This window comes from Pseudahrensia aquimaris (genome assembly GCF_042676045.1).
Classification (GTDB): Bacteria; Pseudomonadota; Alphaproteobacteria; order Rhizobiales; family Rhizobiaceae; genus Pseudahrensia; species Pseudahrensia aquimaris.
The window spans coordinates 29614-56034 of sequence record NZ_JBHTJV010000003.1 but is presented as its reverse complement, the minus strand read 5'-3'; the positions used below and the strand labels follow the sequence as shown (position 1 = coordinate 56034).

The following is a 26421-nucleotide window of genomic DNA, read 5'->3' as shown; positions in this document are numbered from 1 at the left end:
CTAAATAGCGATCAACAGGCCGATATAAAGCCCTATTTCGCACATCTGTTGAACTGCCCCCAGAACATCACCTGTGTGCCCACCGACATGCCGCCGCGCAACCAACATACCGCCGGTCACAAAAAGCGCACCAATCAGTACCGCGTTGATGGCTCCAACCAAGCCTGTCGCGGAAAGCAACAAAAGCAGCGCTGGAGCGCAAAAAATCAGCGTCCAAAGTCCTGTCTGCCGATCCGGCTCCCCATAGCGCACGGAAAGTCCGCCCGCTTCTTTAATACCGGATATCAATCCATCGCTTTGAGCGGGGCGCACGGCGGGCAAGAGCACCCAAGGCCAAACCATCGCAGCACGAGAAAGCGATGCCACTGCAATTACAAGCATCGCGACTTCTTCCGGCGTGCGCACCATTGCCAGCGCGGCGATACAGGCTGCCCTTAATCCAAACGAGGCGACCAATGCCAAAACACCGTAGGTGCCGATTGCACTGTCGCGCATGATCTCCAGTTTACGCTCCAGAGTATGGCCGCCCCAAAATCCGTCCGCAACATCAGCCAAGCCGTCTTCATGAAGCGCGCCAGTTGTGAACATGAGTGCAACAACAGTGAGAAGCGCACTGATGGTAGCGGGCAGACCAGCGAGCGAAGTCAGCCAAAAGACAATCACCGCAGGCAAAGCGATTACAATGCCCGCTAGCGGAAAAGCATGCGCCGAACGCTGGAAATTGGGCAGTGACGACGCCTCTTCTTCGCTCTTGAGCCGCCAAGTGGGAAGCCGTGAGAGGAAGGTCGTGCTGGAAAATGTGGCGTCAACGATGCCGTTCAGGCGTTCCATCGTTCATACGTTCCTTGGTTGGCAGATTGACGCTAGGTCGCTTTTGCACCGATTCTTTTCGCCTCGGTTCTATGGGGTGCCGCTCACAAACTCTATAGCTGGTTTGGTCAAGCGCAATCGTGCCTTACAGCGCAACAAATGAAATTAAAGAAAGAACATCCCTCAATGAACCCCACTGCCATGCCCTTTGATGATATCCGCGAACTTATCGCCAATATGCCGGGCCCAGACACAGGTGCAGCACAATTGGTTGCCGAGCGCGATGCACAACTCACCAAACCGCCTGGCGCCCTTGGTAAACTTGAGCAACTCGCGGAATGGCTAGCGCTATGGTCTGGCCGCCGACCTGCTGTGACGCGTCCGCTCGTTGCGATCTTTGCCGGCAATCACGGGGTGACCAAACAGGGGGTTTCGCCTTTCCCGTCCGATGTCACCGCGCAAATGGTGGCGAATTTTTCAAACGGCGGCGCCGCCATCAATCAAATTTGCATCGCTCACGATCTGGGCCTCAAAGTCTTCGATTTAGCGCTGGAGGTGCCGACGGGCGATATTACCGAAGAAGCAGCGATGGACGAGCGCACCTGCGCTGCCACTATGGCATTCGGCATGGAATCCATTGCAGGCGGCACAGACCTGCTTTGCATCGGTGAGATGGGCATAGGAAACACCACTATCGCATCGGCCATTTACTGCGCACTGTTTGGTGGCAAAGCTGCGGACTGGGTTGGGCCGGGCACAGGCCATGATGAAAAAGGCATGGCTTTGAAGGCTGAGGTGATTGAGCGTGCGATCGCGCTCCACAAAGATCATCTGGGCGATCCTCTTGAGGTGTTGCGCCGTCTCGGTGGCCGTGAAATCGCGGCTATGGCGGGGGCAATTCTGGCAGGACGAGCACAGCGCATTCCCGTGATTGTCGATGGTTTCGTTGCATCGTCCGCCGCTGCAATCCTTCACGCAGCAGATCCAACCGCGCTGGACCATTGCCTGTTTGCGCATGTCTCAGCCGAACCGGCGCACAAGGCTGCGCTTGAAGCGATGGGAAAGACGCCATTGCTGGATTTGGATATGCGTCTTGGCGAGGGGACGGGCGCTGCACTTGCCGCTGGCATAGTGAAAGCTGCTGCACTTTGCCATTCCGGCATGGCGACGTTCGAAGAAGCTGCCGTCAGCAACCGCGAAGACGGCTAGGCACTCTTTTCCGTTACGCCACCAACGCCGACCATCGGTGGTGCGGCAACTGTCTGACGGTTGGAGGCAAAGGGCGGGGTGCCGGAAGGCTGATGGGGTATGCCCATGTTATTGGCTGGCATGGGCGCAATAACACGCGATTTCGGGAAGCTGGCAACAACTTCCGTCCCTTCGCGCATTTTTGATTTGAGCTCGAAATGGCCTTGATGCATGTGGACCAACGCCTGAACAATCGGCAATCCAAGACCGGTGCCTTGCTCTGCGCTCTTGATGGCGATGGAGCCCTGGCCGAAGGATGAAAGAACCACAGGGATCTCGTCCTCGGGAATGCCGGGGCCTGAATCCTTGATGGAGACATACTGCCCGCCACCCGCCGTCCAACCAACCTTGATTGTCACAACACCGCTGTCTGGAGTGAACTTCAGTGCGTTGGAAAGCAGGTTCAGCACAATTTGACGGATAGCGCGGGCGTCTGCCTTCAAATCGGGCAGGGCAGGCTGCAATTGCAGATTGATTTTGATGTGCTTTTGCTTCGCCTTCAGCTTCATCATCTGCTTGGCTTCTTCCACAGCATCGGTGATGCTGACAGGCTCTTCGTTCATTTCGTAGCGCCCAGCTTCAATGCGCGACAGGTCCAAAATTTCGTTGATGAGTTTCAGCAGGTGTGATCCGGAACGATGAATATCTGAGACGTATTCCTTGTAGAAGTCGTTGTTCAGCGGACCCATCACTTCGTTCGACATAACCTCCGAGAATCCTAAAATCGCATTCAACGGCGTACGCAATTCGTGACTCATGGTGGCGAGGAAGCGTGACTTGGCCAGATTCGCCTCTTCAGCGCGGCGTCGTGCCTCGTCGGAAATGGCAGTTGCCGCTTCGAGATCGACTATAAGCTGATCGCGCACGACTTCAGAGTGCAATTGTGCGATGGTCATACCGCGAATTTTGCTTGCGAGTAACTCGCAAAAAATCGTTGTGCCGATCAAGATCCCCGCCATTGCCGTCGTCGCCGGCGCTTTGTTCATAACCATCAATACGGCCAAGACAGTCGCTGCAGGCAGTGCCGTGATGAGAACACCGAAACGCAGGTTGTAGGAGGTGAGCACCGTGCCACCGATCAACGCCATGCCGGTTGCAAACAAAGCGGATGCGACTGAAATGCTCTCCACGCTGTTAGGGATCGACATCAAAAACGCTGCAAGAACCAATCCAGTCAATGCCTGAAGGCCGTTGAAGGTCAGCAGCCAATGGCGTTCTTGGCCAGCTAGAGTTTCCAACTTCTTGAAGCGAAGGATGCTTAGAAAGCGCAGCGCCACCACGAGCAGCGCAGCCAAGCCCCATAATCCCGCTTGCATGAGGGGTAATTGCTCCCAGGCGGCCCAAGCAAGCAGAGACACCAAAGCGATTAGCGGCACATAGAATTTCGTGTGAATATCGGCGTGACGCTGCAACAGTTCCGAGGCGAAGTTTGACGGTTCCGGTGCCTGTTCGCCCTGCGGCTTGGCTTTGCCACGCAAAGCGTATCGCGCAGCGTTTCCACTGTGGCGGCGTTCAACAATATTCTTGTCAGCGCTGTCGTATCCGTCGAGGGGCATTTTTGGGGCAAGTCTCGCCATATGTATGGAAAGCCAATAATGCACTTTGAGACACAAACGAATCGTTAATCAAAGCGCGACGCAATGGCTCGAAGGCGAAGAAAAGGTGGAACTACCGATCGTTCCGGCGGATTGCTCGACTGGACCCTGACAATCATCGGCCTAGCGATGCTAATGGGAACCGTGATTTGGCTGAACGAGCGAAATGCGCAACAGTTTTCCGGCTTTGTTCGGGTCATTGATGGTGACAGTCTCGTTGTCGATGGCCGCGAGATCCGCCTTCAGGGTATTGATGCGCCGGAATACCAACAAACTTGCATTCGCGGTGGCCGTGATTGGCGCTGCGGGATTGCCAGCCGCGATGCCTTGCGCAAGCTAGTCCGCAGCGGTGATGTCGTATGCGATGCAAGCAGCGTTGATCAGTACGATCGCTGGTTAGGCACGTGCCGCGTGGGAGAAGTAAACGTCAACCGTGCAATGGTTGAGCAAGGTTGGGCAGTCGATTTTGGTGATTATCCTTCAGCCGAGCGCGAGGCCGAGCAGCAAAAACTAGGAATCTGGCAAAGTGAGTTTGATCGCCCCAACGTTTGGCGCGAATTGAACCGTGGTGCACTCTCACAGTAGCATCACCTGAAGCCAAAAATAGGAAAATCACAATGAAACTCTACGATGGCGGCCTCGCGCCGAACCCGCGACGCGTGCGAATTTTCATGGCGGAGAAGGGTATCGACATTCCACTCGAACCGGTTGATATGACCCAATTAGGTCATAAATCAGATGAAATAACCAGGCGTAATCCATTGCAAAGGCTGCCGATTTTGGAGTTGAACGATGGGACAATCATTTCCGAAAGCGTTGCCATTTGCCGATACCTCGAACGATTGCACCCCGAACCGCCCTTGATGGGTGTGGGTGCAAAAGACGAAGCCATTGTGGAGATGTGGCAACGCCGCATGGAAATGAATTTTCTCCTTCTGGTCGCCAACGTGTTCCGTCACGCCCACCGGGCAATGGCTGAGTGGGAGGTTCCGCAGATCAAGGAATTCAGCGAATCCAACCGCCCTAAAGTGATGAAGACACTGGAATGGCTGAACGACGAATTGAGTGAACGTGAATTCATCGCGGGTGATCGCTATACGATCGCTGACATAACCGCTCTGGTCTCGATGGATTTCATGAAGCCTGCTCGACTTGAGACACCTCCAGAATTCACCAATCTGCTGGCCTGGCACGAACGGGTTAGGTCACGCCCCTCCGCAAAGGCTTGAATGAGCGGGATGACGGATGCCGATAAGGTCAGGGGCTTGCAGGAGGAAATTTCCGCTTGCCGCGTTTGTGTTGACAATCCGCTGAAGTCTCCGCTGCCGCATGAGCCGCGCCCTGTCGCTTGGCTGTCCACCACGGCGAAACTTTGTATAGCAGGTCAGGCGCCGGGTTTGCGTGTCCACAAGAGTGGAATTCCTTTCGATGATCGATCCGGCGACCGCTTGCGCGATTGGATGGGCGTTGACCGCGAAACGTTTTACGACACAAGCCGAATCGCTATTGCGCCGATGGGTTTTTGCTTTCCCGGCTACGACAAAAACGGCTCCGATCTGCCACCGCGCCGCGAATGCGCGCCGCTGTGGCGCGAAAAGATTTTCGCAGCCATGCCGCAGATCGAGTTGATCTTGGTGATTGGGCAATACGCGCAGGCTTGGCATCTAGGCGATCTGCGAGAGCGTACCGTTGCTGCAACAGTGCAAAACTGGGAACGGGCCTTTCGCCGAAACGAAACTCCCGCCTTGCTGCCGCTGCCTCATCCCTCATGGCGCAACACGGCGTGGCTAAAGCGTAATCCTTGGTTCGAGGTGGAAGTCCTGCCTGTTTTGCGGCAAGCCGTGCAGAGTTTGGTTTTAGAATAAACTTGCGTCGTGACTGAAAAGTGAGCCAGAATCGACCAGCATTTCATGGAAGTTGCGTAAAGCGCGCAACACAATTCCAAGACACTCGATTTTCAGGGCACATTTCATAATGGATAAAATCGACCGACGTATTTTGAACCTGCTCCAACAAGACGCCACCATGCCTGTTGCCGAAATCGGCAAGAAGGTTGGGCTTTCGACTACGCCATGTTGGCGGCGCATCCAAAAGCTGGAAGAGGAGGGTATCATTCGCAAGCGAGTGGCCTTGCTTGACCCCGCTGGCGTTAACGCCAAGGTGACGGTTTTCGTCTCAATCCGTACATCGTCTCACAGCGCGGAATGGCTAAAGCGGTTTTCCGAAGTCACAGCGGAATTTCCAGAAATTGTCGAACTCTATCGTATGAGCGGTTCGATCGATTACCTCATGCGCGTGGTCGTGCCTGATATTGCCGCCTACGACGCATTCTACCAGCGCCTTATTACCCGCATCGATATCACCGATGTTAGTTCATCGTTCGCGATGGAACAGATGAAATACACAACCCAGCTGCCTCTCGATAATCTGCTGCTGGATTAGCGAACAAACAAAAAGACCCGCCAAATGGAGGCGGGTCTTTCGTGTCTTGCAAGTGAAACCGGTCTTAGCAACCGCCGTGCTTGGCGCTCACCTTCACCCATTTCGCTTTGCCAGGTGACACAAGAACTTTCTCGCGCACATAGCGATATTTTGCGCGCGTGTGATGGCGCTTGTGGCGGGCTTTGCGAACCAACACTGTTTCGGTGCGCGTCGCATATTGTGCTGGCTGCACGTGTTTGATGCGCTTCGCCTTTCGCAAAAGAACCTTTTCGCGAACGATTTTGTATTTTGCAGGCGTCACAACTTTGTGGCGCTGGGCCTTACGTACCAAAACGCGCTCGGTGCGATGCTCATAGCGGGCAGGGACTTTGTGATAAACGGTGCGGGCAGGGTGTGCTACAACGGTCTGCGCAACCGTGCCATATTTGGCCGGATATTTGACTTTGCATTTCACGTGATTGCCGTGTTTGTCGAGCTTTGTCGTCCAAGCGATTTTCGCCGGTTCTATCATCACCTTCTTATGCACAGTCTTATAGGTTGCAGGCACCGTGCGCGCGATGCGACCAGCTTTTTGCACCAAAACGCGATGCGTGCGGTGTTCATAAACAGCGGGCGTTTCATGATAACGCACCTGCCTGGGTGCAATCTGCACCCGGCGCTCGCGATATGTATACTGGGCCGGCTGATGGCTGTAGCTAACGCTGCGCGGAGCAACCTTCACTTTAACATGGCGTGTTGCGTACTGCGCAGGGACCGTCTCAACGTAGGACCCGGCGGGCTGCACCAAAACCTTGCGCTTGACGATCTTGTAGCGTGGCTGAGTATGTACTTGCTTATAGCAAGCCAAGGCTTTGCCGCTGCGATGATGTTTTTTGGTTTCCCAAGCCTGCGCCGCTCCTGATGCCAGCATCACTGTAGATGCGGCTGTTAAGGTAGCGACGGCGATGGCCTTAATGCGGTTGGTCCACATGGGCTGTCTCCTAAGTTTTCTAGCAAAGACGGCACCGTTCACCGTCTCTCTCGCTTGAATACTTGCACAACCTGTCGAAGCCTTAGGTATTTAGCTGTTATTAAGATTACCCTGTGGGGTTTGAATAAAATTGTATCGGATGAGGCTGAACCGTGGCCATGCACCCATTTCAGGCTGGACTTTTGACCCTTCCATGGGACATAAGCTGAGCAGAAAGGCGCGCGCAGAAAACCGCACTTCGCCTAACAAGACAGCGAACCAAAAAAGAGCTCCATGAAGAATTTTCTGCTTCAGTTTTTCACTTGGTGGAACGGTCAAACCATCGGAACCCGCTTCTTCACATGGCGTAAGGGTGAAAAAGTTGGCGAAGACGACGAAGGCAACGTCTATTACAAATCTGCAGAGGGTAAGCGCTGGGTTGTTTATAACGGCGCCGCCGAGGCCAGCCGTATTCCTGCCGGATGGCATGGTTGGATGCACCACCGCACAGATACACCACCCTCTGAAGAAGACTATGTAATGCGCGAGTGGGAAATGCCTCACAAAGAAAACCTGACCGGAACACGCGGCGCGTATCGCCCGGCAGGTTCGCTTGCCACACAGGAAAAACGTCCGGAAGTAACGGGCGACTATGAGGCTTGGACACCATAAACCAGGCTAAGCAATTATATTAGTGGTGCCGGTCGGGGGACGGTCTTTCCAAACTCAATGAAACGTCTGCGATCATACCCCATGCGCCTGCTCTTTACGGTTCTGACAGCCCTGACGCTCGCCACGGTAAACACAGTGCCGTCTTCCGCAGAGCGTGTGAGCAACCGCGTGGCCGTGTTCTCCGGCCTCGATAAAATCACAGGTCGAATTAAGAGTTTTGATGTCTACATCGATGAAACGGTGCAGTTCGGACAACTGCAAATAACACCCCGTGTTTGCTATTCGCGCGGCGCTGCCGAACAACCCAAAACTTCGACTTTCGTACAGGTTGATGAAATCACATTGAACAGCCGCATTCGGCGGATTTTCAGCGGTTGGATGTTTGCTGAAAGCCCAGGCCTCAATGCAATTGAGCATCCGGTGAACGATGTGTGGCTTATTGGCTGCAAGCAAACATCGGACGAAACACCGCCACCTTCGCGGTAATGGTAAGTCGCTTTGCTACAAGTGTGATTTTCTGCACAGAAGTTCGTTCAGGACCAGTTCATCTTAAGTCCATCAAAACTCATGTCGCGGGGCATGAAACGTTGGAGGGAAAACCGATGAACACATTTTTCAAAACAACCTTGCTTGCCGGCGCTGTCGCAATAATGGCCGCGTCTGCCAACCAAGCCCACGCTCAAGCTGCTTGCGGTTGGTATGCCTTTGCCATGGCTACCAAAAGCGAACGTGCGGCTGTGCGCATGGCTAACCGCGTCGGAGGACGGGTGTTTGATGTCGACGCGTCCAACTCGCCCAATGCAGGGCAGGGCTGGTGGACCGTGGCCCGCGGGCCTAGCAGCAAATCTCGCGCCAACCGCGCTCGCCGCGACTTGCGGGCGCGTGGCGCTCGCGGTGCCTATATCGGCCATCGTTGTTTCTACGACACGCCGCGCACAGGCTACTAGGCTTACTGCGTTCCACAACAATGGATTGATCTCCGGCAAAGGCTCGCGCTATCAGCGCGGGCTTTTTGCTGTTTCGGAGCGGCGCATGGGCGCTTTCTCTTTACACGTTCGGGCCAAAAACCTATTTGTGCGGCACACCAAAAACGGGGCTTTTCCATGCGCGCAGAAATGCAAACCCTTGCCGATGAAATAACACAGGCCATCAGCCTGTTAAGGCGGCATCTTGACTGGGAAAAAGCCAACAAACGCTTGAGCGAACTCAACGACGCAGCCGAAGACCCGGACCTGTGGAACGACGCTGGCAAAGCTCAGGCGCTAATGAAAGAACGTCAGGCACTGGAAAGCGGCATAACCTCCATCAACAGCCTTGAGACGGAATTGAATGACGCTCGGGATTTGATCGAGTTGGCGCAGATGGAAGACGACGCGGCTGTGCTTGAGGAAGCCGAAGAAAGCTTGCGCACGCTTCATAGCGAATTGGGCAAACGTCAGGTCGAAACACTGCTTTCTGGCGAGGCGGACGCCAACGATACCTATTTCGAGGTCCACGCCGGTGCTGGTGGAACAGAATCGAACGATTGGGCCAATATGCTTCTGCGAATGTATGTGCGCTGGGCAGAAAAGAACGGATACAAAGTCGAAATTCAGGCGACCACTCCGGGCGATGAAGCGGGTATCAAGTCTGCCACCGTGCTCGTCAAAGGCCACAACGCTTTCGGCTGGTTGAAAACGGAATCAGGCGTTCACCGTCTCGTACGGATTAGCCCCTACGATTCCAACGCACGCCGCCACACCTCGTTTTCGTCTGTTTGGGTTTATCCCGTGATCGACGACAATATCGAAATTGATATTCCTGACAGCGATATCCGCTTGGACACGTTCCGCTCGTCGGGCGCTGGCGGCCAACACGTCAACACAACCGATTCGGCCGTCCGCATCACCCACTTGCCCACGGGCATTGTGGTCACTTCATCGGAGAAGTCGCAGCACCAAAACCGCGCCAACGCCATGAAGGCATTGCGTGCGCGTTTGTATGATATGGAAATGAAGAAGCGCGAGGAAGCCACTCAAGCTGCTCACGACAACAAGACAGACATTGGCTGGGGCCACCAGATCCGATCTTATGTTTTGCAACCCTATCAATTGGTCAAAGACCTTCGCACAGGTATCGAATCAACCAATCCCAATGGTGTTCTTGACGGAGATCTGAACCCCTTCATGGAGGCCGCGCTTGCCCATCAGGTAAGTGGTGAAGACAAGGTTATTGAAGACGTTGAGTAGTGTGGCTAGAGCAGCGGTTTCAGCTGCTTTGCCAGTTTCACAAAGCCAAGTGGATCAGAGGTGCGACCCTTTCGGCGCACTTCGTAGTGCAGATGAGGCCCAGTTGAACGGCCCGTGCTGCCGACCTTGCCGATCACGACGCCACGGCGAATTTTCTGACCGATCTTCACTTTGATGCGGCTTAGGTGCGCATAGCGCGTGGTCATCCCGTTGCCGTGATCGATCTCAACCAACTTGCCATAGCCCCCATGACGTCCCGCCTTCGTGATCTTGCCAGAAGCCGTTGCCAAAACGGGTGTGCCCGTGCCCGCCCGAAAATCCAGTCCTCCGTGAACCGCGCGTCGTCCCGTAAATGGATCGTAGCGTGCGCCATAGCGTGAGGAAATCTTCTTACCTGGAACTGGTGAACCATGAGGTAGGGTGTCGGCCAATGTGCGCATGTGCGAGAGACTTGCGAGTGTTTCGTCGAGCGCATTGATTGTGTCGAGAAAGCGGTCGCCCGTCTTCAATTCGATCAACGGCCCTCCGACGGAATCCTCTAGGGAATCGGGAAGTGAGATGCCGCGCTTCTTAAGAATTTTGGCGATACTTTGCGCCTTCGCCCCGGCCTTCTTGCGTGCTCGCTTCAGGGCGGCAATCTGTTCGTCTTCGCTCTCGTTCAGTTTTTCTTCGGTTTCCGCATAGCGAGTGGGATCTTCGGCTATCGTCTTCAATTCGTCGATATCAGGCAGATCGCTCATTGCGCCGCGCAGCGCCTTGGATGGTGCAAGCGTTGTCAGACGCAGACCATTTGCATCCGTTTTCGCAGGCGAGATTGAGCCAGTTATCATGGCGTCGGCAAGCACAGGAGCAATGCCATCAATACCTTTGGCCTTGCCCATCGTTGCTTTGATTAGATCTTGGCGTTGGCTGTGAGAAAGGAAATGTTCTTGGAGTGTGCGGATGCGCGAGGCCAGCACGCGCTCCTCCGACATTTTGCGTGCTGCAACCGTATCGACTGCGGCACGGGCAGCAAAACGCTCGCGATCTATCTTCAGACGTTGCGCGGTCTGTGCAGCTTTCGCGTTTTCAGCGCGATCATTTTGCAGCACTAACCACGTTGAGCCACTGACTGCTAGAGCGCATAAAAAAAGACAAGTCAGCACAATAGGCGATAAAACTGGATCGCTGCAGGCGGCAACAACTTTGCCTTGCGTGGTTCGATGAAAGCCGCGATTTTGCCGAACTGGTTTACCGAAGGTCTTTGCCATGAGTCGCTAACTAGCCTCTCGCTTTAGAGGGCTAGTCTTGACCAACATGGTTAATCTTCGGTTTATTTTGTCTATCGAGACAGGCTTGAAAGGGCACGGTAGAATTGGGGCGTCAATCCGGCTCGCGCCCGCGCCGCATGGTTGAACGGCGGTTTAAGAGCTCCTCGAAAGTGCGTGCGGACAAGCTTTTGGAAGGTGGCAACAGGGTCAACTCCTTCGCGGGCACATAGAAAACGAAACCACTTTGCGCCAACGGCCACGTGGCCCTGTTCATCACGGTAGATGATCTTGAAGATGCGCAAAGTCCGTTGGTCTCCGATCTCTTCCAACTGAGTGATGAGGGCAGGAGTAACGTCCAGTCCACGGGCTTCCAGTATGAGCGGTACGACCGCCAAACGAGCTGTGAGCGAATGATCGGTCGATTGCGCCGCTTCCCAAAGTCCATCATGGGCATCCAAATCACCGTAAGCGCCACCAAGTTCTGCCAACCGCTCCTGCAGCAATGAAAAATGCTTAGCTTCCTCCAATGCAACTCGCACCCAGCCATCGAAGAAAGAGCGCGGCATACCGCGATTGGCAAACCGCGCGACAATGTCCCAAGCCAAATCAACTGCGTTCAGCTCGATATGGGCAATTGCATGCAGCATCGCGAAAAGCCCCGCGTCAGAACGCAACGAGCGGCGTTTCACGTGTCCTGGCGGAACCAAAACAGGCTTTGGAGGCCGGCCTGGCCGATCCGGCACGACTTTCAGCGGTCCTCCGCCGATCGCCATTTCGCCGCTAAACCATGATTTGGCCACAGCACGTGTGCTGGAAATTTTTTCGTACAGGTTGGCCGCACTCAACGCTGACACGGCCCCGGCTTGCAGCGTCGTGGGTATGAAGTCTTCATCTGGCAACCGCCAGCGCTCCGGCCATTCCTCCGGTTTGACCCAGGCGTCGGCCTTTGTGGCTTGCATTGCCAAAGCCTATCCAACCAGTTCTTTCGCTGCCTCCAGAACGGCCTCGGCGTGGCCCTTGACCTTGACCTTTCGCCAGACGTTTTTCACGACACCATCGGCGCCTATCAGGAACGTGCTGCGCTCAACGCCCATATAAGTCTTTCCATACATGCTTTTTTCCACCCAAACTCCGTAGGCGTTAAGCACTTTCTGTTCTTCGTCAGAGCCGAGCATCACATTCAAATCGTGCTTGGCGACGAATTTGTCGTGCTTTGCGACCGTGTCGGGTGAAATGCCGATCAGGTTGACGCCGATTGCATCAAAATCACTTCGCAGAGCCGTAAAGTCCTTTGCTTCTGTTGTGCAACCGGGCGTGTCGTCTTTGGGGTAGAAGAAAACGACCGTAGGACCATTCATATCGCTTAATGAGATGCTCGTTCCGCCACTGCCGTCCAACTCAATAGCTGGTGCTGTATCGCCTACATCAATTGCCATTTTTCCATCCTCTTGTTCTCTGCACATTAAAAAGCGCAACGCTGCGCCAAGGTATCGGTTTTTCAAGATTTACGGCCTATTATCAACACACTTGATTGCAATAGCCTGTGCGACACGTTCGCAGCAGGCGCTATCGAAGCGCGTCAAAACGTCGAAAGCAAGAAAAGTGCTGACGCGGCGGGCAGCCGTGTTTAAATATTCTTGGGGCAGCCGTTTAACAGTGCCCCGATTCGGAGCCACTACCGACCCATGATTTCGGGCATCGATACCTCGAACAAACCGGACCTAGCTGATTTCCCGTCTGCAAAGGCGCAGAATTCGGCCCCATTGGATTTCGTTCGTCCGAAAAAAGTTCGTCGCTTTCGGTTGCTGCGTTTGATTATTGGCTTGGCTATCTTTCTTGGGTTGCTTGCCGCCATTGTCATCGGCGCCGGCTATTATGTGCTTTCGCAAGGTTCGATTTCCAGCGAGCGTCTGCGGACCGAGGCCGAAACGCAATTGGCAACGCTATTGGGTGACAATCGAAGCGCCCGTATCGGCGAGGCAAAGTTTGCTGTTGGTCACAACGGACTGATCGCGATTGACGCAACCAATGTGCGTATATTGGAGAACGAAACCACCAATCTTGGCATAGCATCGGCCGTTTCGGTAAACATACGGGCTCTGCCTTTGCTTAGCGGGAAAGTGGTCGCGGAAAAAATTACACTAGACGGAGGTCAGTTTGCTTTGGCTCCGTTCTTGTCGGACAAACCGCAGCCTGATGCTGAGGCGCTTAGTACGTCGAATGAGATGCTGTTCCCAGATCCTGAGCAGCTTAGCGTGGATCGGTTTCTACGGTCGCTTGCCTCCACCTTCGCCCGAGCCGCTGAAGCAATCGAAAAGGGCGGCTTAGATGCTCTGTTTGTTAAGAACACTGAAATTGTGGATTTCTCCAAACTTGGCCTGCGCACACAGAAGGCACGCTTAGTCAGTTTTTCACTGGAGCGTAATCTGCGCTTTCAGGAAGGACTGTTTTTTAAGGCACTGCTCGAAACCGCCCGCTCCAACATCAGCTTTTCCGGCCAATGGCGTACTTTGGATGATGGTGGTGCGCTGTTTACGCTGGATGGGCGCGGGTTGGATATTGTAGAGTTCACCGCTCAAGGAGACAGCGCCTACGTCGCCGCAAAAGCGCCTTTGGAGTTTCGTTTCGCAGCTCCCTTTTCCAGTGCCGGTGCCCCACAGCAGGCAACTTTGCAAATGTTGCTCGGCGCAGGAAATGTACGCATCGACAAGGAGCTCAACAGCCAATTTCGTGGTGCAAACGTCAATCTCCGCTTGATGCCTGAAAACAATCAGATCGAACTCGAACGCTCTCCGTTTGTATTTGATCATATACGGACTGAACTTATTGGCGGACTTCGTTTTCCCGAAGGAAACGAAGAACTCGGAGGTAGGGCAATTTTTGAGCTGATTGCGAACGATACTGTCGCAACGGCATACGATGATAAACAGCGGCCGGGCCAAGCGGCTATTCGCATAGGCGGACATTTCGAGAACGATTGGCGCACGCTGCGCGCTGACAAGATCAACATCAAAATGACGAGCGGAGAATTACGGGGACGCGGTGTCATTGATGATCAGCCCGGTGGCACCGCAGTATCGCTGCTTCTCGAAACAACGAAACTGAGCGTTGACGAGTTCAAGCAGTTTTGGCCTCCGATGATTGCGACTGGTGCGCGGCGTTGGGCTTTCGATGGGCTTTCCGGTGGTGAAATGCGCAACGCGAAAGTGGCATTGGATTTTCCAGCCGGATCACTTGGTCGCGTGGGTGAAAAAGAAAAGCTGACAGTTCTGCAATTGTCCGCCGATGTTCCTCTTGTTGGAGCAACGGTGAAAACACTTGGCGCTTTGCCGCCGCTTCTAAACGCATCAGGAACTCTGCTTCAACGTGGCATGGATACGATAGTTGATATCGAGAGTGCCGATATGAAATTGCCTAGTGGGCGCAAAATAACGATCAAGCCCAGCAAACTGGCTATCGACGACTTCTCTCTTGATGCTCAGCCCACCCGTGCAGAGTTGGCTTTGACCGGATCTGCGCAAGCGATGCTGGAATTGGGGACCAAGCAGCCTTTGGCTTTCACTAAGGCCCTAAATTTAAGCTCAAGCGAAGTGAAGGGCAGCATTTCTGGTGATGTGAAGTTGGAAACCGTGCTTCTCGAAGGTGGCCGTTTTGGCAAGGTTGATTGGAAAGTCGAGGCCCAGGCTAAAGAGTTCTCTTCCACTCAACCTATCGAGGGTACTCGTTTCGAAAATGCCAATGTAACCATCAAAGCACAGCCAGGTAGCGCAAGGATTGATGGCACGGCGCGGGTGAATGGAATTCAAGCCGATATCGCGATGGTTGAGAATTTTGGTCCTGGTGCGAAAAGCGGGCAGCGATCGGTCACACTGTCGCTCAACGATGCCGAGCGTGAAAAACTCGGGATCGTAACAGGGGGGCTTCTGTCCGGCCGCACAGATGTTTCGATCGGATCGAAGGGAACCGGGGTTCAGTCGCTGGATATCGATTTGCGCCAAGCCAAACTGGAGCTTCCTTGGATCGGATGGAGCAAAGGCAAGGGCATTGGGGCGACCGCATCATTCGACCTGCAATCGCAAGGCAAAACCCGCACGCTACGGAATTTCAAACTGCGCGGAAAAGGCTTTCGCGCGGATGGCACCATTGTTGCCGATCGCAACGGCCTTGTTCGGGCAGACATGAAAAACGTGCGTCTGAATGGAACCGATGATCTGGATGTGGTGGTTGAGCGCGTGAAGGGAGGATACGACGTGCGGCTGAATGCGCGAGCCTATGATGGTCGAGCGATTATTCGAGCTTTGATGAATGACAATCAGTCGACACGACAAACTGCCGGCGGGTTACGCGTCAGAGTGCGGGGAGAGATTTCCAAGCTAATCGGTTTTCAAAAGCAGACTTTGACTGGCTTGTCCGTCGACTACACGCAAGAGAACGGCCGTGTGCGTAAGGCTGATGTGAGTGCACTCGCTCCTGGCGGCGCTCCAACGCGATTTATCATCGAGCCTGGTGCAAATGGCATGGTTACGAGGCTGGTAGGAGAAAATGCCGGATCGATTCTTCGTTTTCTAGATATTTATTCCAAGGTTCGTGGCGGAACGATCTCTGTTGATCTGACAGACAATGGCAGTGGGCGTCGAAGAGGAACCGTTATTGCCAAGAACTTTACCCTGTTGGACGAACCGCGTTTGGGCGCATTGCTGAAGCCGCCGGGTCGCATTCCCAACAGTCGACTGGATGGCGAAAGAGCGGTGCGGGAGATTATCAAGGTCGATCCAAACCGTGTGCTGGTTGATGATGTTTTCGCCCGTATTGAAATGCGACCGAAAACTCTCGTCGTGCGAAAGGGGCGCTTGAAAGGTGGCGATGCTGGCGCAGCTTTTGAGGGGCTGGTCTATGATGCTAACAACCGCACTGACCTGCGCGGAACATTTTTGCCAGCCTACGGCCTCAACAATTTTGTCTCTAAAATTCCAATCATCGGACTTGCCTTCGGCAGTGGCCGCAGCAGTGGTTTGATTGGCATTACATTCAGGCTGCGCGGGGCCTACAGCAACCCACAGCTTATCGTTAATCCGATCTCTATTCTCACGCCAGGCGTGTTCCGCAAACTCTTCGAGTTCTAGTCAAGGGAAGCAGTTCTATTCCGGTCGAACGAGAACATGCTTCTTCTTGCCAAACGACACCTTCATCACGCCATCTTCGTTGAGCCATGATAAGTCTGCCGAAACAGTGGCATCCGTGACCGCCTGATCGTTCACCTTCACAGCGCCACCCTGAATGTGCCGTCGCGCTTCGCCGTTCGACTTAGCCAGACCTGCAGTGACAACCAAGTTGAGAATCCCAATGCCGCTGGCCAGCGCCGCTTCCGGCACTGTGACGGTGGGCAAGTCTTGCGCGATAGCGCCTTGTTCAAAGGTCTGCCGCGCAGTTTCAGCGGCTTTATCAGCGGCGTCTTGACCATGAACAAGCGCCGTCGCATTCGTCGCAAGCACCTTTTTGGCCTCGTTTAACTCGGCACCTTGCAAGCTTTCCAATTTCGAGATTTCATCAAGCGGCAGGGTGGTGAACAGGCGCAGAAACTTGCCGACATCTTCGTCTTCCGTGTTGCGCCAGTATTGCCAGAAATCGAATACAGGCAGCATGTCCGGGTTCAGCCACACAGCACCATCGGCTGTTTTGCCCATCTTCGCACCCGAAGACGTGGCCAGAAGCGGTGTCGTCAGGGCATAGAGTTGTTCAGCGCCTGCGCGGCGGCCAAGATCAACACCAGAGACGATATTGCCCCATTGGTCCGATCCTCCCATCTGCAAGCGGCAGTCGAAGCGTTTGTTTAGTTCTACATAGTCATAGGCCTGCAGACACATGTAATTGAATTCCAAAAACGAGAGGTGTTGCTCTCGCTCAAGCCGTGTTTTGACCGAGTCGCGGGCAAGCATGGCGTTCACTGAAAGATGGCGGCCATAGTCTCGAAGAAATTCGACATAGTTTAGTTTCAGCAACCATTCCGCATTATCTGCCATCACGGCGTCTGTAGAACCTTCTCCGAAGGTCAGGAATGACGAAAAGCACTTCTTGATCGCTGCCTTGTTCGCCTCAATGCCCTCAGCGGTCAGCAACTGACGTGCTTCGTCTTTGCCCGAAGGATCACCCACCATAGACGTCCCGCCTCCCATCAAAACAATTGGGCGATGGCCCGTTTGCTGCAGCCAATAGAGCAGCATGATCTGCGTCATGGAGCCGACGTGCAGGCTTTTGGCTGTTGCATCAAAGCCAATATATGCGGTCACAGTCTCTTTGCTGAGCATGTCGTCCAACCCTCTGTCGTCAGAAGTTTGGTGGATGAAGCCACGCTCATTGAGCATGCGCAGGAAATCGGATTTGAATGCGGTCATGGGAGAGAATGCGTTTCGTCTTGTGGATTTGCGGGCAAACGGGCATACGCGCCCGGATGCGGTGTGCGCACCGTCTAACACCGGAGAGACGCCTTGAAAACGGCAATTGGCTTGATGAGTGGAACTTCGATGGATGGGATCGATGTGGCCATGCTATCAAGCGATGGCGAAGGGTGGATAGAATTTGGCCCCAGCATCTCTTGTGGCTATTCTCCTTCTGACCGGACTCTTTTGGAACGAGCGCTTGTCGACGCCGCTCAAATTAGGATTCGCACCGAACGTCTCGGAGCGCTGGGTGACGCTGAAGCCATGATCATCCAGCGCCATGTTGAAGCTGTGGGTCAATTCCTCAAAGTCAACAACCTGCGCCCTTCCGATATCGATCTCATCGGCTTTCACGGCCAAACTGTGCTGCATCGTCCCGATGAGCGGCTGACAGTCCAAATCGGAGACGGTCACATGCTTGCCAGGGAACTTGGCATCGACACGGTGTTCGACATGCGCGCTGCGGATATCGCTGCTGGTGGTCAGGGTGCGCCGCTCGTACCGGTGTTCCACGAAGCGCTCGCGACCCGACTGCATATCGAAGGCCCGATTTGTTTCGTCAACATCGGCGGTATTTCGAACATCACTTATTTGCGTGAGGGCGATCCGCCCGTGGCTTTTGACACCGGCCCAGGAAATGCTCTGATCGACCAATGGATGCAAACAGTTGGTGGAATTCCTTATGATGCTGCAGGTGCGATAGCCTCTGAAGGTCAAGTCGTCGGCACCGTTGTTGAGCGTTATATGGCCACGCCCTATTTCCAGAAAACGCTTCCAAAATCGCTCGACCGCCTCGATTTCCCTGCGCTGGACCCAAGCGAGGCAGATTTAAGCGATGGTGCTCGCTCTTTGGCTCGACTGACAGCGGAAGCCATTTTCGCTGGTCTAGACCATCTGCCTGAGCCGCCGAAAAACTGGATCGTCTGCGGCGGTGGTCGCCACAACAGGGCGATCATGTCTGATCTGCGGGAGTTGGCTGGCGAATACTCTGCTTCTGTTCACTCAGCCGAAGACGTCAATCTCGATGGCGATATGATGGAAGCGCAAGCCTTCGCATATCTGGCAATTCGTGCCCGCGCCGATCTGCCACTTACTTTCCCGACGACGACGGGTTGTCCACAGCCAATGTCTGGAGGTGTTTTCGCCCCCGCTAAAGAAGCGAAAGACGCCTGATATGGAATTGACGACACTGGCCATCCTTTTCTTTGTCGGCATCATTGCCGGAGTTTTTAATTCCATCGCGGGTGGCGCGACATTCATTTCCTTTCCTGTTCTGATGGCTTCGGGTCTGCCGCCACTGGTCGCAAACGCAACCAATTTTGTGGCGCTTTTGCCTAGCAATGCTGCTGCCGTTCCTGCGTTCAAAGACGAATTACTTGGCTTAGGCCGCAGACTTTGGGTTGATATGGCCATCTGTGCTGCTGGTGGTCTGGTTGGTGTTTTGGTTTTGCTTTGGCTTGGCGAAGGGACTTTCACCAAGCTGCTGCCGTGGTTGATGCTTAGCGCCGTGATTATTTTTGCTGCCGGTCGTCAAATACGAAAAGGCATTGAAGGACTGCTAGCTGACAGGGGGTCTGACATTCTAGGCCGTGTTCTTCTGTTCTTTTTTTCGATCTACGGCGGTTATTTTGGTGCAGGATTGGGCGTTATCTTGCTCGCTTCGTTTACAATCGCTGGCTACACGAACGCCCACATTGCCAACGCGATGAAGAACGCCGCTGGGACAGTTATTGCATTGGTCAGTATAGGTGTAGTTGCATCAACGGGATTAGTGGCGTGGCCTCAAGCCTTCGCCATGATGGCTGGGGCCACAATTGGCGGGGCGGCTGGCGGTGTTTTGTCGAAAAAACTGTCCCAACCCGTCATGCGCTTTTTGGTGATCGCGTTTGGGCTTTTGGTCAGCGCCGTCTATCTATGGCGAGCCTACGGGCCGTAGCGCTTGGAGAAGGCTGCGATCAATTCGACATAGCCGTCTTCGGGCTGCGTTTCGAATTGCAGCGTCTCGTCCGGCAATTCTACCCAACCCTGCTTGCTGCGCGTCCAAATGTGGCCGACTGGCTCCATTCCATGCTTGTCGTCCAGCGAGCCGCCTTTGATACTGCAATCGACCGAACTGGAGTCTCGCCTGTGTAGAACGCGAGATCCGCAATAGGGGCAGAACAAGCATTCCACTTCTGTCGAACGGCCTTTATCGCGCCGAAAGCTCTTGGCCTCTCCCGAGAGTTTGACGGACGCCCCGTCGCACCGAAGCGAGGTGCCGAATGCGGAGGCCGATTGCGCCTGGCATTCCGTGCAATGGCAGCAATAGAGGGTTTGGGGCAGGGCGTTGATTTCGTAGCGCAGTTGCCCGCACTGGCAGCCACCTTTGAGGGGCAAGGTGATCATCGTTCTCAATATCCTTTCACAACGTCGATAAACAGAGCGCCAAAAGCTGACAATTTGCTTTTGCCAACCCCTTTAATCTCCGCGAACTCTTCAATACTCGTCGGGCGGCGGCTGGCGATTTCGGCCAGTGTCTTATCGGGAAAAATCACATAAGCAGGAACGTTGCGCTCCTGCGCCAATTCCAGCCGTTTCTTTTTCAGCGCGCCTAAAAGATCCATATCCCGGTCGGACAAATCGAGCGCGACGGCAGGACGATACGGCCCGGAATCGCTGGTTGTCTTGCGGCGAAGGCGCGGTTCTTCCTCGCGGTAGTTAAATGCCCCGTCACCTCTCGTGAACGCATTGCCTTTGTCCGTTAGCCTAAGGCTTGAATAACCGGCGATATCAATCTCCACCAAACCGGCCGCCACCATTTGCCGAACGATAGATTGCCACTGCGGGCGCGAAATGCTGGAGCCGGTGCCGTGGCAGTGCAGCCTGTCGTGCTTTGCTTTGAGGACCTTTTCCGTCTCCGCCCCGCGCACTACGTCGATAATGTGCGCTTGGCCATAAATCTCTCCGGTTTCCAAAATGGCCGAAATGACCAAATTCGCCTCTTCGCTGCCGTCTTTCAGCGTCACCGGGCTTTTGCAATTGTCGCAATTTCCGCACGGTTCAGTCGTCTCCCCAAAATACGAAAGCAGCGTCTGGCGTCTGCAACCTTGGGCTTCTGCATAGGAAATCAGCGAATTGAGCCGGCTGATCTCGCGGCGTTTGTGGTCGTCCTCGCTGTCCTCCTGCTCGATGAATTGCCGCCGCAGACGGATATCGCCGGGACCAAACAGCATATGGGCATCCGCCGGATCGCCATCGCGGCCCGCTCGACCGATTTCCTGATAATAGGCTTCGATGGAACCGGGCAGGTCCGTGTGAAACACGAAACGTACGTCCGGCTTGTCGATGCCCATGCCGAAGGCGATGGTGGCGCACATAACGACACCGCTTTCGGTTACAAATCTGTTCTGCCGCGCCGAACGGTCGTCCTTGTCCAGCCCTGCATGGTAGGCGATGGCATCGAAACCTTCGCCTGACAGCATTTCGGCAACCTCCTCGCACTTCTTGCGCGACAGGCAGTAAATGATGCCGTTTTCGCCCCGGTGCGCGTCGAGATAATCCAGCAACTGATCTTTCCACCGCTGCTTCACCGCAACGTTCAGCGTGATGTTCGGGCGGTCAAAGCCGGAGACAAAAGTGCGGTGCGTGCCGTCGAACAATTGCAGTTCAATGTCGCGCCGCGTTGCTTCGTCTGCCGTTGCCGTCATCGCCGCGATGGGGATGCCGGGGAAGCGCTGCGCCAAAACGCCAAGCTGCGCGTATTCGGGTCGGAACGACGGCCCCCATTTCGACATGCAATGCGCTTCGTCGATGGCGAACAGGCTGATCTCGAACCGCGACAGCGCATCCAGCATCCGTTCTGTCATCAGCCGTTCCGGCGCCATGTAGAGGATGCGCGTCTCGCCTGACGCAACCCTCTGCCAGGCGGACACATTGGCCTCCCGGTCCTGCGCCGAGTGAATGGCTTCCGCCGCTACGCCCGCCAGTTTCAACGCGGCAACCTGATCTTGCATCAGCGCGACCAAGGGCGAGATGACGATGGACAGTCCATCCATCGCCAATGCCGGCACCTGAAAGCACAGCGATTTGCCCGCGCCCGTTGGCATAACCGCCAAAACCGATTTGCCGCCGATCAGCGTGTCGATAATTTCCTCCTGACCGGGGCGGAAATTGTCGTAGCCGAAAACATCGCGCAGCACGTCGCGCTTGTCTGCGGTGATGGCGCGGACGGCGGGAAGGGTGGCTGGCGTGTCGAGCATGGTCTGGCTTGATGATTTGCGAATCGTTGCCACACCGTAAGAGCCTCAAGATCGAGGTCAAATGCCAAACACCTGCGCCCCCCGCGCTTTCGCCAAACTGCCTTCGCGGTAACTTGCCGCCTGCGTTGAACGCCATCGTGCATAGAGCCTGCGGCGGCGCTCAGGCAGTTTGGCGTCCAGCACGTCGCAGGCGACAACACCGTCGAGGCGGAAGGTGCGAAAGTCTTCGCGCATCTCGCACCAGCCTGCGAAAACCGTCACATCCGCGAACAGCGAAATCAGGATCGGCCAGACGATCCGCTGGCTTTTATCCCCCTTCAGATCGCGGTAGTGCAGCGCAAGTTTGCGCTCCTGCCGCAAGGCGGTGCGGATGGTCTGCACCAGCGCGTCACGTTCTTCGTCTCGCGGCGCAAACAGCGGAGCGTAGAGTGGCGTGTCCAGCAAGACTTCCCTCAGGCCGGGCGGCACAACCGCCTCGATCTTGGCAATGGCGTCCTTTGCGGCCCGGGAAAGCTGGCTATCCACGCGCCCGTCCACCATCCGCGCGCCCAAAACCAGCGCTTCCAGTTCCGCCGTGGTGAACATCAGCGGCGGCATGTCAAAGCCGTCTTCCAGCACATAGCCAATGCCCGCTTCGCCGCGAATGGGAACGCCCGTGCTCTCCAAACTGACGATATCGCGGTAGAGTGTGCGTTGCGAGACTTCCAGCTCCGCTGCCATTTGCGCAGACGTGATCGGCCCGCGCGCGCGGCGCAGCAATTGGATAATCTGAAGCAGGCGGTCAGCGCGTCTCATGGGGTATACTCGCATTTCACTACTGACACCATGCTGTCAGCAGTGATGGGTTACAACACTGTCAGACAACACCACAGCCGCGAAAGACACCTCCCATGCTCAAACTTCTCACCTTCGCTCCCTGCCTTGGGACCCGCTCACCCAGCCCCTTTGCGGTAAAAGGCGAGGCGCTGCTGGCCATGTCGGGCCTCGACTATACGACGGAAGTTTCCGACGTGCGCAAAGCCCCGCGTGGCAAGCTGCCCGTGCTGGATGATGGCGGCACGCTTATCCCCGATACGGCGCACATTCAGACCCATCTGGAACAGGTCCACAACATCGATTTTGACAGTCACCTCAGCGACCTTCAACGTGCCCATGCGACAGCGTTCCGCCGTCTGATTGAGGATCACTTCTATTACCTCAATGCCCATTACCGCTGGGCCGACCATCCGCAGGCTGTGCGCGACGGTTATTTTGCCGACGCGCCAAAACTGCTGCGCGGCATCATCTTCAAAGTGGTCAACAGGAACATCACAAAGATGCTCCACATGACGGGGCTAAGCCGCCACACCCGCGAGCAGATGGAGGCGATGACCCAGGATGATGTCGATGCGCTTGCCACCCAGTTGGGCGATCAGCGCTATTTCATGGGCGACAAAATCAGCAGCATTGACGCGAGCCTGTTTGGCGCTTTGGAAGGTCTGATTCCGTGTACCTTGGACACGCCATCGGGCCGTATGGTGAAGGCGCATGCGAATTTGGTAGCTTATCACGAGCGGCTGAGCCGGGAATTGTTTGGCTAGCCTTGCCCGCCTTCCTGATGTGTTGGCTCTGTCTTGCCCCTCTCTGGCGGCTTGCCTATAAGCGGCCAAACAGGTTCAAAGAAGCGGAGTTGGAACATGGCCGGCCATTCCAAATTCAAAAACATCATGCACCGCAAAGGTCGTCAGGACGCTGTGCGCTCAAAGCAGTTTGCTAAACTGTCGAAGGAAATCACCGTCGCCTCCAAAATGGGCGGACCGGATCCGGACGGAAACCCGCGCCTGCGCCTGGCAATTGCCAATGCCCGCGGCCTTTCCATGCCGAAGGACAACATCCTCCGTGCTGTCAACAAGGGGCAAGCGGGTGACGGAGATGATTATTTCGAAATCCGCTACGAGGGCTATGGCCCCGGCGGCACGGCGGTCATCGTGGAATGTCTGACGGACAACAAAAACCGCTCTGCTGGCGCGGTGCGGTCTTATTTCACAAAGAACGGCGGGCAAATGGGGGAAACGGGGTCTGTGTCCTTCATGTTCGACCGGGTAGGAGAGATCAAGTATCCCGCATCGGTGGGCGATGAGGATACGGTGATGGAAGCCGCCATCGAAGCTGGTGCCGACGACGTGACCTCGGACATGTCGGAAGAGGGTGAGGGCCACACCATCTTGTGCGCCTTTGAAGACCTCGGCGAAGTTTCCAAGAACCTCGAAGCGGCTTTGGGTGAAGCGGAATCGGTCAATACGATCTGGAAGCCGCAAAACACCATCCCGGTTGACGAAGACAAGGCCGGAACGTTGATGAAACTCATCGGCACGCTGGAAGACGACGACGATGTGCAAAACGTCTATTCAAACTTCGAAATCAGCGACGAGGTGATGGAAAAACTGAGCGCTGCTTGAGTGAAAGCGTGATGATCGCCCTCAAACAAAGCCTCATAAGACGACAAAATTGGGAGGAATTGTGCGAACTTGCCAACAGTTCTGCCTTGTCATCGTGGGCAACACCCGAACCGTTCGCTACTGCTGTCGGCCCTTCCTACTCACCTGGCAGCGCTGGTTCAATCTTCTATGTCGGAAAGGCCGGCGGTCCAAGGATAAGCGAAGTGGGGCATACTTTAGACCAATTGGCTGGAGCCGTTGCATCAACAAGATGGATGATGGAGCGGCGCAATCCGTCTGCGTTTTGGTCATTTGCCGATGAGTTGTGTTCAGATCGGAGTTTGATGGCTTGGAGCAACTTGGCCAAGATAGATACATTGGTTTCACGACCGCCGATGGGGCGTGAATGGCTGCAAATTGAAGACATCTGCCTGAAGGCGCTGGAAGATGAGCTCACTTCTTTGAGGCCACATAAGTCGGTTTTCACTACCCTTGGCTATCAGCAGCGCGCGCTTGAAGGTTATCTATCAAAGGCAGGGTTCAAAGAGTTTTCGGTGCCTGACACCGTGCGTAAAGTAAAAGCTTATCGGACTGCTGACGGCGGTCTGGCTTTCATCACTCGCCACCCCCAAGGATGGGCGTCGCGAGACAGGGATCATGCAGCGCAGTTCATTTTGAGTGTCTGATCAAACATCAGTAGGTTATCGATACTTCCCCGCAGCGATGAATTCTCCGAAGGCTTCGCACCATATAAGCACGGTTGTGAACTGAGCGGGGTCAACGTCACCCGGCAGATCCAGTGTGAAACCGTTGAAGGATTTGACCGAGCCGATCACGCGGCTCTTTTCTCTCAGCGGAGCAAACTCGTCTTTGTGTTCAACGAATTGGGGCACAAGATAGACCATATAATCCGGTCCCGGCGCGAGCCGACCTGTATGGACGATTTGCGTTCGCGTGATACTGACCTTGCCTTCCCCCCGATGAAGCGTGTCGTTGCCGCGTAAACCCTCGGCCAAGGCAACTTCGAAGACCGCGTCTTTCGCCGCTTGTTCCAGCGTTGAAGCATCTGGAGAAGGTGGAGCAGTCAGGATCGGTAGAAAATATATGCCCAAAGCGAAACCGATGGCGAGAACCACGCCATGGCTGAAAAGTTCGAGAGTAAGTCGACGCATGAGCTGTCCTTGAGGTGGGGCGCGGTCTTTCAGCTTACCTAGACCGAACCACCCCGTCCAATCAGACCCATCACGTTTTGTTATTACCGCAGCAGCATCGTCTCTTCGATGCCGCCTTCGATATAGCCCAGCCGCTTGTCGAGATAGAGCGCGCACTCGTCGATCAGTTCTTCCTGGTGCTCGGTGAAGAAGTGGTTAGCGCCCGGCATGGTGATCTGGGTGGTCGTGATGCCCTTCTGGCTGCGCAGTTTGTCGACCAGCGTTTGCACGTGTTCGGGCCGCGAAACGCGGTCTTCTTCGCCGTGAATGATGAGGCCGGAAGACGGGCAGGGGGCGAGAAAGGCGAAGTCGTAGATGTTGGGCTGCGGGGCAATCGACATATAGCCTTCGATTTCCGGACGGCGCATCAAAAGCTGCATGCCGATCCAGGAACCGAAAGAGAAGCCAGCGACCCAACAGCCTGTCGAATCGGGGTGTAGACCCTGAATCCAGTCGAGAGCGGCGGCGGCGTCGGACAATTCGCCAATGCCGTGGTCAAATTCGCCCTGACTGCGGCCAACGCCCCGGAAGTTAAAGCGCAGGGTCGTGAAGCCGCGCTCCTGAAACATATAGAACAGATTGTAGACGATGGGATGGTTCATCGTGCCGCCAAACTGAGGATGCGGATGCGGATGCAGGATGATCGCGATGGGCGCATTCTTGTCTTCTGAAGGCTGATAGCGGGCTTCAAGGCGTCCTTCAGGACCGGTAAAAATAACTTCAGGCATCGTCGCACTCCGGCTCGGTCCGTTCGCTTGGGTCTGGCTATTAGCACCGCCGTAGTTTGCAAACCCCAAGGGGTTGAAACAATCGTTTCACGAGGTGCGACCAGAAAGACCGCTGGCCCCGCTTGACGGGGCGATGGGCGGTTCTTATCCCTAGTTTAGAACTGTTCAAATCTGTTGGGGGCGGCGTGTCCGCCCT

General features: G+C 55.1%; 27 protein-coding genes. 15 read left to right on the top strand and 12 right to left on the bottom strand.

The window, feature by feature from the left end:
• Positions 1 to 831: an adenosylcobinamide-GDP ribazoletransferase gene (locus ACFQ14_RS03835; protein WP_377211392.1), complete on the bottom strand. Its 831-nt coding sequence runs from the start codon at positions 829 to 831 to the stop codon at positions 1 to 3.
• A gap of 165 nt (positions 832 to 996) precedes the next feature.
• Between ACFQ14_RS03835 and cobT the strand changes: the two genes are divergently transcribed.
• Positions 997 to 2019 (top strand): nicotinate-nucleotide--dimethylbenzimidazole phosphoribosyltransferase, encoded by a 1023-nt coding sequence (gene cobT, locus ACFQ14_RS03830; RefSeq protein ID WP_377211391.1) that lies wholly within the window; start codon positions 997 to 999, stop codon positions 2017 to 2019.
• Here the strand turns inward: cobT and ACFQ14_RS03825 are convergent.
• The gene (locus tag ACFQ14_RS03825) at positions 2016 to 3614 is read right to left on the bottom strand and encodes a sensor histidine kinase (protein WP_377211390.1); all 1599 of its coding nucleotides are present in this window, start codon (positions 3612 to 3614) and stop codon (positions 2016 to 2018) included. The genes cobT and ACFQ14_RS03825 overlap by 4 nt on opposite strands.
• Before the next feature lie 174 nt (positions 3615 to 3788).
• Here ACFQ14_RS03825 and ACFQ14_RS03820 point away from each other — a divergent pair, with 174 nt between their 5' ends.
• The 4 genes from ACFQ14_RS03820 (at position 3789) to ACFQ14_RS03805 (ending at position 6095) form a co-directional block, all read left to right on the top strand.
• Positions 3789 to 4238: a thermonuclease family protein gene (locus ACFQ14_RS03820; RefSeq protein ID WP_377211389.1), complete on the top strand. Its 450-nt coding sequence runs from the start codon at positions 3789 to 3791 to the stop codon at positions 4236 to 4238.
• Between the two features lie 32 nt (positions 4239 to 4270).
• Positions 4271 to 4882: a glutathione S-transferase gene (locus tag ACFQ14_RS03815; RefSeq protein WP_377211388.1), complete on the top strand. Its 612-nt coding sequence runs from the start codon at positions 4271 to 4273 to the stop codon at positions 4880 to 4882.
• Positions 4883 to 4891: 9 nt separating this feature from the next.
• The gene (locus ACFQ14_RS03810) at positions 4892 to 5518 is read left to right on the top strand and encodes a uracil-DNA glycosylase family protein (protein ID WP_377212062.1); all 627 of its coding nucleotides are present in this window, start codon (positions 4892 to 4894) and stop codon (positions 5516 to 5518) included.
• A gap of 109 nt (positions 5519 to 5627) precedes the next feature.
• On the top strand, positions 5628 to 6095 hold the full coding sequence (locus tag ACFQ14_RS03805) for an Lrp/AsnC family transcriptional regulator (RefSeq protein WP_377211387.1): 468 nt from the start codon (positions 5628 to 5630) through the stop codon (positions 6093 to 6095).
• A gap of 64 nt (positions 6096 to 6159) precedes the next feature.
• Here the strand turns inward: ACFQ14_RS03805 and ACFQ14_RS03800 are convergent, their stop codons facing one another.
• On the bottom strand, positions 6160 to 7065 hold the full coding sequence (locus tag ACFQ14_RS03800) for a hypothetical protein (RefSeq protein WP_377211386.1): 906 nt from the start codon (positions 7063 to 7065) through the stop codon (positions 6160 to 6162).
• Positions 7066 to 7338: 273 nt separating this feature from the next.
• On the opposite strand from ACFQ14_RS03800, the gene ACFQ14_RS03795 reads away from it, so the two are divergent.
• From ACFQ14_RS03795 to prfB, 4 genes are all read left to right on the top strand, one after another.
• Positions 7339 to 7716, top strand: coding sequence for an NADH:ubiquinone oxidoreductase subunit NDUFA12 (locus ACFQ14_RS03795; RefSeq protein ID WP_377211385.1), 378 nt, complete (start codon positions 7339 to 7341; stop codon positions 7714 to 7716).
• Between the two features lie 81 nt (positions 7717 to 7797).
• Positions 7798 to 8202, top strand: a complete 405-nt coding sequence (locus ACFQ14_RS03790; RefSeq protein WP_377211384.1) for a DUF2155 domain-containing protein — start codon at positions 7798 to 7800, stop codon at positions 8200 to 8202.
• 116 nt (positions 8203 to 8318) lie between these two features.
• Complete coding sequence (locus ACFQ14_RS03785; RefSeq protein ID WP_377211383.1) at positions 8319 to 8663, top strand: SPOR domain-containing protein; 345 nt, start codon at positions 8319 to 8321, stop codon at positions 8661 to 8663.
• A 156-nt stretch (positions 8664 to 8819) separates the two neighbouring features.
• Positions 8820 to 9944: a peptide chain release factor 2 gene (gene prfB / locus ACFQ14_RS03780; RefSeq protein ID WP_377211382.1), complete on the top strand. Its 1125-nt coding sequence runs from the start codon at positions 8820 to 8822 to the stop codon at positions 9942 to 9944.
• 5 nt (positions 9945 to 9949) lie between these two features.
• Here prfB and ACFQ14_RS03775 read toward each other — a convergent pair whose 3' ends face one another.
• The 3 genes from ACFQ14_RS03775 to ACFQ14_RS03765 all read right to left on the bottom strand — a co-directional run bounded on the left by ACFQ14_RS03775 (position 9950) and on the right by ACFQ14_RS03765 (position 12630).
• Positions 9950 to 11035, bottom strand: coding sequence for a M23 family metallopeptidase (locus ACFQ14_RS03775; RefSeq protein WP_377211381.1), 1086 nt, complete (start codon positions 11033 to 11035; stop codon positions 9950 to 9952).
• A gap of 230 nt (positions 11036 to 11265) precedes the next feature.
• Positions 11266 to 12153, bottom strand: coding sequence for a ferritin-like domain-containing protein (locus tag ACFQ14_RS03770; protein ID WP_377211380.1), 888 nt, complete (start codon positions 12151 to 12153; stop codon positions 11266 to 11268).
• Positions 12154 to 12162: 9 nt separating this feature from the next.
• Positions 12163 to 12630 carry a peroxiredoxin gene (locus tag ACFQ14_RS03765; protein WP_377211379.1) on the bottom strand — a complete coding sequence of 156 codons (468 nt, stop codon included), beginning with the start codon at positions 12628 to 12630 and terminating at the stop codon, positions 12163 to 12165.
• A 249-nt stretch (positions 12631 to 12879) separates the two neighbouring features.
• On the opposite strand from ACFQ14_RS03765, the gene ACFQ14_RS03760 reads away from it, so the two are divergent.
• Complete coding sequence (locus ACFQ14_RS03760) at positions 12880 to 16317, top strand: YhdP family protein (RefSeq protein ID WP_377211378.1); 3438 nt, start codon at positions 12880 to 12882, stop codon at positions 16315 to 16317.
• 15 nt (positions 16318 to 16332) lie between these two features.
• Here ACFQ14_RS03760 and tyrS read toward each other — a convergent pair whose 3' ends face one another.
• A complete protein-coding gene (gene tyrS, locus ACFQ14_RS03755; RefSeq protein WP_377211377.1) occupies positions 16333 to 17586 on the bottom strand; it encodes a tyrosine--tRNA ligase in 1254 nt (417 codons plus the stop codon).
• A 114-nt stretch (positions 17587 to 17700) separates the two neighbouring features.
• Here tyrS and ACFQ14_RS03750 point away from each other — a divergent pair, with 114 nt between their 5' ends.
• Positions 17701 to 18804: an anhydro-N-acetylmuramic acid kinase gene (locus tag ACFQ14_RS03750; RefSeq protein WP_377212061.1), complete on the top strand. Its 1104-nt coding sequence runs from the start codon at positions 17701 to 17703 to the stop codon at positions 18802 to 18804.
• 1 nt (position 18805) lies between these two features.
• On the top strand, positions 18806 to 19567 hold the full coding sequence (locus tag ACFQ14_RS03745) for a sulfite exporter TauE/SafE family protein (RefSeq protein ID WP_377211376.1): 762 nt from the start codon (positions 18806 to 18808) through the stop codon (positions 19565 to 19567).
• Here ACFQ14_RS03745 and ACFQ14_RS03740 read toward each other — a convergent pair.
• Genes ACFQ14_RS03740 through ACFQ14_RS03730 form a run of 3 tightly spaced genes read right to left on the bottom strand, consistent with a single transcriptional unit; the run spans position 19555 to position 22664 of the window.
• Positions 19555 to 20016, bottom strand: a complete 462-nt coding sequence (locus ACFQ14_RS03740) for a GFA family protein (protein ID WP_377211375.1) — start codon at positions 20014 to 20016, stop codon at positions 19555 to 19557. The two genes, ACFQ14_RS03745 and ACFQ14_RS03740, sit on opposite strands and share 13 nt — an antisense overlap.
• A 5-nt stretch (positions 20017 to 20021) precedes the next feature.
• Complete coding sequence (gene recQ / locus ACFQ14_RS03735) at positions 20022 to 21902, bottom strand: DNA helicase RecQ (RefSeq protein ID WP_377211374.1); 1881 nt, start codon at positions 21900 to 21902, stop codon at positions 20022 to 20024.
• A 24-nt stretch (positions 21903 to 21926) separates the two neighbouring features.
• Entirely contained in the window at positions 21927 to 22664 is a 738-nt protein-coding gene (locus tag ACFQ14_RS03730) for a helix-turn-helix transcriptional regulator (protein WP_377211373.1), read from the bottom strand.
• 95 nt (positions 22665 to 22759) lie between these two features.
• On the opposite strand from ACFQ14_RS03730, the gene ACFQ14_RS03725 reads away from it, so the two are divergent.
• The 3 genes from ACFQ14_RS03725 to ACFQ14_RS03715 all read left to right on the top strand — a co-directional run bounded on the left by ACFQ14_RS03725 (position 22760) and on the right by ACFQ14_RS03715 (position 24972).
• Positions 22760 to 23449 (top strand): glutathione S-transferase family protein, encoded by a 690-nt coding sequence (locus ACFQ14_RS03725; protein ID WP_377211372.1) that lies wholly within the window; start codon positions 22760 to 22762, stop codon positions 23447 to 23449.
• Positions 23450 to 23545: 96 nt separating this feature from the next.
• A complete protein-coding gene (locus ACFQ14_RS03720) occupies positions 23546 to 24307 on the top strand; it encodes a YebC/PmpR family DNA-binding transcriptional regulator (RefSeq protein ID WP_377211371.1) in 762 nt (253 codons plus the stop codon).
• Positions 24308 to 24318: 11 nt separating this feature from the next.
• Complete coding sequence (locus ACFQ14_RS03715) at positions 24319 to 24972, top strand: hypothetical protein (protein ID WP_377211370.1); 654 nt, start codon at positions 24319 to 24321, stop codon at positions 24970 to 24972.
• A gap of 15 nt (positions 24973 to 24987) precedes the next feature.
• Here the strand turns inward: ACFQ14_RS03715 and ACFQ14_RS03710 are convergent, their stop codons facing one another.
• Both ACFQ14_RS03710 and ACFQ14_RS03705 read right to left on the bottom strand, forming a co-directional pair.
• The gene (locus ACFQ14_RS03710; protein WP_377211369.1) at positions 24988 to 25458 is read right to left on the bottom strand and encodes a DM13 domain-containing protein; all 471 of its coding nucleotides are present in this window, start codon (positions 25456 to 25458) and stop codon (positions 24988 to 24990) included.
• Between the two features lie 83 nt (positions 25459 to 25541).
• Positions 25542 to 26225, bottom strand: coding sequence for an alpha/beta hydrolase (locus tag ACFQ14_RS03705; RefSeq protein WP_377211368.1), 684 nt, complete (start codon positions 26223 to 26225; stop codon positions 25542 to 25544).
• Positions 26226 to 26421 lie beyond the last annotated feature (196 nt).

Excerpts from the sequence above, each read along its gene's own strand:
- ACFQ14_RS03835 (WP_377211392.1), bottom strand. The coding sequence starts at position 831 with ATGGAACGCCTGAACGGCATCGTTGACGCCACATTTTCCAGCACGACC.
- cobT (WP_377211391.1), top strand. The coding sequence starts at position 997 with ATGAACCCCACTGCCATGCCCTTTGATGATATCCGCGAACTTATCGCC.
- ACFQ14_RS03825 (WP_377211390.1), bottom strand. The coding sequence starts at position 3,614 with ATGCCCCTCGACGGATACGACAGCGCTGACAAGAATATTGTTGAACGC.
- ACFQ14_RS03820 (WP_377211389.1), top strand. The coding sequence starts at position 3,789 with ATGGGAACCGTGATTTGGCTGAACGAGCGAAATGCGCAACAGTTTTCC.
- ACFQ14_RS03815 (WP_377211388.1), top strand. The coding sequence starts at position 4,271 with ATGAAACTCTACGATGGCGGCCTCGCGCCGAACCCGCGACGCGTGCGA.
- ACFQ14_RS03810 (WP_377212062.1), top strand. The coding sequence starts at position 4,892 with ATGACGGATGCCGATAAGGTCAGGGGCTTGCAGGAGGAAATTTCCGCT.
- ACFQ14_RS03805 (WP_377211387.1), top strand. The coding sequence starts at position 5,628 with ATGGATAAAATCGACCGACGTATTTTGAACCTGCTCCAACAAGACGCC.
- ACFQ14_RS03800 (WP_377211386.1), bottom strand. The coding sequence starts at position 7,065 with ATGTGGACCAACCGCATTAAGGCCATCGCCGTCGCTACCTTAACAGCC.
- ACFQ14_RS03795 (WP_377211385.1), top strand. The coding sequence starts at position 7,339 with ATGAAGAATTTTCTGCTTCAGTTTTTCACTTGGTGGAACGGTCAAACC.
- ACFQ14_RS03790 (WP_377211384.1), top strand. The coding sequence starts at position 7,798 with ATGCGCCTGCTCTTTACGGTTCTGACAGCCCTGACGCTCGCCACGGTA.
- ACFQ14_RS03785 (WP_377211383.1), top strand. The coding sequence starts at position 8,319 with ATGAACACATTTTTCAAAACAACCTTGCTTGCCGGCGCTGTCGCAATA.
- prfB (WP_377211382.1), top strand. The coding sequence starts at position 8,820 with ATGCGCGCAGAAATGCAAACCCTTGCCGATGAAATAACACAGGCCATC.
- ACFQ14_RS03770 (WP_377211380.1), bottom strand. The coding sequence starts at position 12,153 with ATGCAAGCCACAAAGGCCGACGCCTGGGTCAAACCGGAGGAATGGCCG.
- ACFQ14_RS03765 (WP_377211379.1), bottom strand. The coding sequence starts at position 12,630 with ATGGCAATTGATGTAGGCGATACAGCACCAGCTATTGAGTTGGACGGC.
- ACFQ14_RS03760 (WP_377211378.1), top strand. The coding sequence starts at position 12,880 with ATGATTTCGGGCATCGATACCTCGAACAAACCGGACCTAGCTGATTTC.
- tyrS (WP_377211377.1), bottom strand. The coding sequence starts at position 17,586 with ATGACCGCATTCAAATCCGATTTCCTGCGCATGCTCAATGAGCGTGGC.
- ACFQ14_RS03750 (WP_377212061.1), top strand. The coding sequence starts at position 17,701 with ATGAGTGGAACTTCGATGGATGGGATCGATGTGGCCATGCTATCAAGC.
- ACFQ14_RS03745 (WP_377211376.1), top strand. The coding sequence starts at position 18,806 with ATGGAATTGACGACACTGGCCATCCTTTTCTTTGTCGGCATCATTGCC.
- ACFQ14_RS03740 (WP_377211375.1), bottom strand. The coding sequence starts at position 20,016 with ATGATCACCTTGCCCCTCAAAGGTGGCTGCCAGTGCGGGCAACTGCGC.
- ACFQ14_RS03730 (WP_377211373.1), bottom strand. The coding sequence starts at position 22,664 with ATGAGACGCGCTGACCGCCTGCTTCAGATTATCCAATTGCTGCGCCGC.
- ACFQ14_RS03725 (WP_377211372.1), top strand. The coding sequence starts at position 22,760 with ATGCTCAAACTTCTCACCTTCGCTCCCTGCCTTGGGACCCGCTCACCC.
- ACFQ14_RS03720 (WP_377211371.1), top strand. The coding sequence starts at position 23,546 with ATGGCCGGCCATTCCAAATTCAAAAACATCATGCACCGCAAAGGTCGT.
- ACFQ14_RS03715 (WP_377211370.1), top strand. The coding sequence starts at position 24,319 with ATGATCGCCCTCAAACAAAGCCTCATAAGACGACAAAATTGGGAGGAA.
- ACFQ14_RS03710 (WP_377211369.1), bottom strand. The coding sequence starts at position 25,458 with ATGCGTCGACTTACTCTCGAACTTTTCAGCCATGGCGTGGTTCTCGCC.
- ACFQ14_RS03705 (WP_377211368.1), bottom strand. The coding sequence starts at position 26,225 with ATGCCTGAAGTTATTTTTACCGGTCCTGAAGGACGCCTTGAAGCCCGC.